3 protein-coding genes and 2 pseudogenes are annotated in these 6,745 nt (G+C 57.8%); 2 read left to right on the top strand and 3 right to left on the bottom strand.

Annotated elements, in window-relative coordinates; genetic code table 11:
- Positions 1-332 (top strand): IS630 family transposase (locus K288_RS0141830; protein WP_027584697.1); only part of this gene is annotated, 332 nt, incomplete at its 5' end.
- 857 nt (positions 333-1,189) lie between these two features.
- Here K288_RS0141830 and K288_RS48695 read toward each other — a convergent pair.
- A pseudogene (locus K288_RS48695) lies at positions 1,190-2,950 on the bottom strand (oleate hydratase).
- A 257-nt stretch (positions 2,951-3,207) separates the two neighbouring features.
- Positions 3,208-4,827, bottom strand: a complete 1,620-nt coding sequence (locus tag K288_RS0141810) for an oleate hydratase (RefSeq protein WP_051335042.1) — start codon at positions 4,825-4,827, stop codon at positions 3,208-3,210.
- A gap of 157 nt (positions 4,828-4,984) precedes the next feature.
- Between K288_RS0141810 and K288_RS48690 the strand changes: the two are divergent.
- Positions 4,985-6,054, top strand: a pseudogene (locus K288_RS48690) (IS630 family transposase).
- 322 nt (positions 6,055-6,376) lie between these two features.
- Here the strand turns inward: K288_RS48690 and K288_RS0141800 are convergent.
- On the bottom strand, positions 6,377-6,745 hold a 369-nt coding region (locus K288_RS0141800; RefSeq protein WP_027584695.1), incomplete at its 5' end, for an IS5/IS1182 family transposase.

The raw sequence follows: 6,745 nt of genomic DNA, 5'->3' as shown, positions 1-6,745 counted from the left end.
CCAAAAGGACCGTCCACGTCATCCTCGACAATTATGCGACCCATAAGCACCCGAAGGTCCGCAAATGGCTCGATCGCCATCCGCGTTTCACCTTCCACTTCACGCCCACCTCGTCCTCGTGGCTCAATGCCGTCGAAGGCTTCTTCGCCAAACTCTCCAACCGGCGCCTCAAACGCGGCGTCTTCCGATCGGTCCGCGAACTCAAGGCTGCCATCAACCGCTTCCTCGACGAAACTAACAACGATCCCAATCCCTTCGCTTGGACCGCAGACCCAGACAAAATCGTCGCCACTGTCAAACGAGGGCACCAACTGTTAGATTCGATCCAATAGATCACCCAGTCCCGCCGGGTATGCTCACTGAACGAAGCAAGCAGCATGCCGAACGAAAATGATGCACGCCACGCTCGCAGCAAATCCGATTGATTTCGGTCGCGGGCATTTGACGATCTCCCCGATGGGAATCGTCGACGTGGATAAAGTACGTATGGGCCAGGACCAGAGGAAACAACGACAGGGGCATCTAGCAGGTTGGGGGCTAACTAAACGTCCAAACGTCGAATCAACTCTACCCTGCGCATGATTGAAACCAGTAATTCGGCCCAAGCGAGACCTGAGAAGACGAACTTCTCCAACTGGCAAGATGCCTATTTAAACCTGGCACACTGGCGGGGTTTGCATCTCCGCAGTCCATTGGTCGCAATGCTGAAGCTTCACTTTGCAGCGGAAATCGGCCAGAGTGACACCTGTCCGGTGTCTTACAGGCACGCCGCCTCTGTCAGCATTCGAACACCCACCGTCATCGCTTGAAAACCCACTTCTCACACTCTCATCAGGAGCTTAAATTAAGAATCGGCTTGGTACGCCCGTTGCTACAGACGCCGATAGAAGGCCGTCGCTTTCTTGCTGACAGTAGGAAATTTAGCTCGGAGTGACCACGATGCTTAATGGGAGAGTGGCTCTTTTCCAAACGCTCCGAAGCAACATTCATCCGTATAGTCGACTGCTCACGATACGGCTGCCGAATTTGAAACGTCAGATCATTTAGAGAGAGGTCTCGTCGAGCAAGAGGAGCTGGTGACAAGATTCCAACTCGATGGAAGCTGTACTACGTGGGGTCGGACTGGAACTTCCAGAAAATCACCGGCCGGGACTTGTTTACGAGGAGGTAGACCAACAGCGAGCCAGCACTATGATGGCGGGGGTTTAAGGTCCGTTGGCTGGCCCGTGACAGCTCGGTTGCCTTCGATCTTCTTCAGCAATAGTTTGCGCAGGAGCGCGGGTTCGGCAATTTGAATTTCCTTGCCATCACGCAGTCTGCCGATGGCGGCAAACAGCTTGCGAATATCATACGTCGAGTTGAACACCTCCGGTACACCGCGTTCGATTTGGAGAAGTGTGTAGGCAGCCTCCATCGCCCTGCGAACCGAATATTCTGTCGTGAAGACACAATCTCGCTCAGCTGCCTCCGCAAATTGCCCGATGAAGGCGAAATTGATTGCCCCTTTAGGCACAACATCTGGCCGGTCACCCGCCCGCCGCGGCATGAAAAGAGAGGTGACGTAGGGCATCATCACCGGCACCGTCTTTGCACCCGTCGCGGCGGGTTCCGGTACGTTTTCAACAGGCACACCGAGGTGATTAAAGCCATTCCTGCGTGATCTCCTCGCCTGTGCAGGCTTGCATCGGTTTCTTCACGAAATCGCCAGGTTTGTCGACGAAGAGGCAATAGAGCCAGACGACGATCTGGTCGCTGGGCTGGCGCTTGAAATGTGGCTGGCGGTTTACAGTCCAACTGAGCAGCCAGCTCGAATCTTTCGCGGTAACGATCCCTCCCGTGACGACTTTGCCACTGAAGGGATCGCGTTTGGCGACCTTGCGGATGTATTCCGGAATGCGCGCGTCCAGGGTCGTGATCGTCGCCGATTCCCATTTGGTTGCAGGAATATTGCCGCCGAACACGTCCGGGCGGCCGAAGGCGACGTCCTTGGCCGCAATACGCCGCCACAGATTCCAGGCGGGCGCCGGGCCTTCGTCGAGCCTGGCGGGCGTGTGATGGTCGCCCTGGTCCGAGTTTTCGGTCAAGGACCCGATCGTCATGAATACAAGATCGTCGGTGCCGAGATCGACTCGGCCTGCGATGCTACCCTCCTGCCAGTGGATGCGTGTGGCCTGCTTGCATCCGGGCTGTATCTCGAAGTCGACATCGGTGACTTCGACCCCGTAGCGAAAGGCGACGCCCTGCTCCTCCAGCCATTTGCACAGCGGCAGAACGAGCGATTCGTACTGGTTGTACTTGGTGAACTTCAGTGCGCTGAAATCTGGCAGGCCGCTGATATGGTGGATGAACCGGTGCAGGTAGAGCTTCATTTCCAGGGCGGAATGCCATTCCTGAAAAGCGAACATCGTCCGCCAGTAGAGCCAAAAATTACTGTTCAGAAACTCCTTCCCGAACGCTTCGTCGATGCGCTTGTTCTCCATCTCCTCACGGCTAGCCAAAAAGATGGCGAGCAGTTCCTTCTGGGCCTTGTCCGTCAGCGTGAAGAGGCCGTCGGTATGCGCATCCTGTCCCCGGCTCACCGTCGCCCTCTGCAGCGAGTAGTTCGGATCATCCTTGTTCAACCAGTAGAATTCGTCGAGCACGCTGGCGCCTTCGATTTCCAACGAGGGGATCGACCGGAACAAATCCCATAGACACTCGAAATGATCCTCGATCTCGCGGCCGCCCCGGATCACGAAGCCCCCTTCCGGTCCTTGGCTACCATCGAGCGCACCGCCTGGTCGCTTCAGCCGTTCGAGGATGGTGATATGGTCGCCACGTGTATGCCCGTCGCGGATTAGGAAGGCCGCGCCGCCAGGCCCGCACCGACGAACCACACCGTTTTGTTGTCCACACCTTCGGGTTTGCGCGGACGGGCAAAAGCTTCATAATTTCCGCTGCTGTAATACATGGCAACATTCTATCCGATTGGCTTGGACAATCAGGTGGTGTTCATGACAAGATGTTCTCGGGTGCCGGGCATTTGTACCAGACGCAGATCCCAAGAGCCCCCATCACGACGATCTCCCGGTGAGATAGCTGAACTCGTCGCCCCCTCGGCGGTCAGCAGGGGGACATGAGCCGCACCCATCTCGCGAGCCCCGCCAGGTCACCAGAATGACTTTTTCGTTCATACGTCCCATGACATGGTCCTTGCTTGTGTCTCGATCAGTGGCGGCGCAGCGTCTTCCAGGCATCGAAAAGGACACGAGGGTCACGCTGGCCCTTGTAGAACGGTGAGATGGGACGCTTTACGCCGCACAATCCGAATACGGCGATCTGGGCCGAGCGCACGGAATATTCGACGGTAAAGACAACGTCGTCGGGAATCTCGCAGAACTGGCCGATGAAGGCGAGGTTGCGCGATCCCCTGGGAATGACCTTCGGGCGGTCTCCTTCCGTGCGCGGCATGAATTGGGCCGTGACATAGGGCATCATCGCCGTCACGATGCGCGAGGTGTCGAGAATGTGCGCAATGCTGTCTGCGAATCGCAGGTGCAGCAGCAGCTCGATCAAAATTTCGCGGCCCGTGCACTCCGACATCGGCTTGGGTACGAAGTTGCCCGGCCTGTCCGGGAAGAGTCCATAACCCCACCAGACCCAACTATGCTTCGGCTGCTTGTAATAGTGCGGTTGATGATTGAGGATGACGGTCAAGAGCCAACTGGAATCCTTAATCGTTACCAGGCCGCCCTTGCCAGCCTTGCTGTCGGAGAAGGCTTCAAGCCGATCGAAGAAGGTCGGGTCGTCGGCCGTGACTGTGAAGGATTCCCATTTCGACTGGTCGATATTGGAGATGAAGGCGGCGGGGCGACCGAAGTCCGGATTTTTGGCAGCCAAGTGCTCCCACAGCCTCCACGAACCGCCGCTTCGCTCAGTCCTCAGCAGTGGGACCGCGTCCATGGACCCATAGCTGGTGTCCGAGGTCATTGAACCGTTGGTGACGAACACCAAATCCTGTTCCGCCAGGTCGATGGCGCGGTCCTCGCCGCCTTGCCGGTAGTACAGACGCATCGCGGTCTTCTGGCTGCCTTCGATGGTGACATCGAGGTCGGTCACTTCCGCGCTCATCTCCAGCCGCACGCCCTGCGCCCTCAACCAGGCAACGATCGGGCGGACTATGGCATCGAATTGGTTGAACTGGGTTCGGTAGATCCCCGCCATGGTGTCAATGGTCGAAAACAGGTGCAGGAACCTCAAGCAATAGCGCTTGAACTCGACCGCACTGTGCCAAGGGGCGAAAGCGAAGGTTGTGCACCAAATGAACCAGAAGTTGCTCTGGAAGAAACGAGGATTGAACCAATCTTGGATGGTTCGAGCGCCGACGGCCGATTCAGGTGCCATGCAAAGAGCTAGCAGGTCGAGGCGATCTTTCTTGCTGACACCCAAATCGGATACATCGACGATCTCGCCGCCGTAAACGAGACGAGCTTTGTCGTTCCAGAAAAACTCTTGATGGAAGTCCATTAGTTCGGCTTTCGCCGATTTGGCCGGATCGCTGATCGAAGGAATGAAGGAGAGCAGGTCGTACGTGCAGTTGAACTTTTCTTCGAACATGCGCCCGCCGCGCATGACGTAGCCCTTGCTCGCATCGCCATGTGCGTCGAGGCTGCCTCCGAACCGTTCCATCTCCTCGAACAGGACGATATTTTCGCCCGATAACCCACCCTCCTTGACGAGATACGCTGCTGCCGCCAAGGCGGCGATCCCGGTGCCAACCAAGTAGGCTTTGCAGGGAGCGCTCTGCGCCGCTGGATCAACGCCGGGCGAGGAGGGCGCAGAGGACATGAGGTTCTCCGGAGGTGACCGGTCGGAACATGGAGCCTGCTTCAATCAGCCGATGAAATGTCAGGAAATCCGATCGCAAAGCGGGAACTCCCGCCATCTGGTGTTCTGTCACTGACAGACGATTCACAAATCGGCGCGAACCTGCAAGTCTGCGCTGATGAGGAAGATCGAACAGATTGTGGTCGGCGCGACCGACCGTGAGCGATTGGATCGGCTGGTCCGGGACCGGAACACGCCGCATAAGGTGGTTTGGAGAGCACGGATTGCGCTGCTGGCAAGCGATGGATCGACGGCAGAGGCGACTCTTGGCAAGAGCCTGATGACCGCGCGCCGCTGGCGTCAGCGCCACTTGGCTAAAGGCGTGGACAGGCTGCTGAAGGACGCGACCCGACCATCGCGCATCAAACCGTAGTCGCCCGAAAAGATCAAGCAGGTCGTGCACATGACGCTGCACGAGAAGCCGCCAATGCGACCCGTTGGAGCGTGCGCAGCATGGCGAAGGCGGTGGGCCTCTCCCACAGCAGCGTCCAGCGTATCTGGCATGCGCACAAACTGAAAGCGCATCTCATCGACACGTTCAAAGTCTCGCGCGACAGGAACTTCGCTGCCAAGGTGGAAGACGTGGTCGGGCTCTATCTCAATCCGCCGGACAGGGCGTTGGTCCTCTGCGTCGATGAAAAGAGCAAAATCCAAGCTATCGATCATACTCAGCCCGGCCTGCCCATGAAGAAGGGCCGCGCCAGCACCATGACCCACGACTACAAGCGCAACGGCACTACGACCTTGTTCGCGGCACTCAGCATGCTGGACGGCAAGGTGATCGGGACGTGCATGCCACGCCATCGACATCGTGAGTTGCTTCGCTTTCTCAGGCTGATCAACCAGCAGACCCCGCCCGGCCTCGACCCGCATCTGGTCGTTGACAACTATGCGACCCACAAAACGCCGGCCGTAAAGCGTTGGCTCAAGGCGCATCCACGCCTCCATTTGCACTTCACTCCGAACTTGGCCTCTTGGCTCAACATGGTGGAGCGCTTCTTTGCCGAGATCACTCGAAACCGCATCCGCCGCGGCACCTTCGAGAATGTCGCCGAACTCAAAAGCGCGATCATGGAATACCTGGAAAACCACCATGCCGATGCAAAGCCCTTCATCTGGACCAAGTCCGCAGGCGAAATCCTCGAAAAAGTCGCCCGTGCGGAACAAGCGTTAGAGACACAACACTAGTGCAGCGCTTGCACCACTGAAGGCGCTTCGGGAGTGCTGCCGTGACATCGGATGTCCCCGCATGCGCCCCCTCACTTAGGCGATAGCGCCCCGAATGATCTGTAGATCGACTGAGCCACGCATTAACCAGCAATCCCCGTGCCAGGTGCGAATCTGGTCAGGGCTTGTCTGAAGGGATACAAGACAAATATTTCCAGCCAAGCGGGAGGGCGATGTCGGTTGGGCTTGTCGGGCTTCCGACATTTGGGTGCTCAACCGAACAGGAGATGAGACGGGAAGCAACAGAAGCGGGCCGCAGTTGAGATGTGCCAGCTAGAGGCTGTTAGGAACCAGCAGCGAGTTTAGCGACGTTTTTGAGCATGATGCATGCGAAGGGGAGGTCGGCGAGGGTCTGAGCGCATCGCTCGTAGTCTTTGACAAGTCTTCGGAAGCGTGTGGCCCACGCGAAGGATCGTTCGACGACCCATCGCCTTGGGAGCAGCACGAAGCCTCGTTTGGCCTCCGACAGCTTTATGACCTCGAGGGCAATGCCGTGTTCTGCAGCCGCCGTTGCAGGCTTGTCGCCTGTGTAGCCCTGGTCAACGAAGGCGACTTCGACGCTCTGACCAGTCTCTGCCTGAATCGTCTTGGCGATCCGGCCAATCTCGGCGCGATCGTCGGTGTTGGCGGGCGTGACATGCAGCGCCAGAAG

Origin of the sequence: Bradyrhizobium sp. Ai1a-2, assembly GCF_000426245.1 — a bacterium.
Lineage (GTDB): Bacteria > Pseudomonadota > Alphaproteobacteria > Rhizobiales > Xanthobacteraceae > Bradyrhizobium.
This window is presented reverse-complemented; position numbering and strand designations above follow the sequence as displayed.

Excerpts from the sequence above, each read along its gene's own strand:
- K288_RS0141810 (WP_051335042.1), bottom strand. The coding sequence starts at position 4,827 with ATGTCCTCTGCGCCCTCCTCGCCCGGCGTTGATCCAGCGGCGCAGAGC.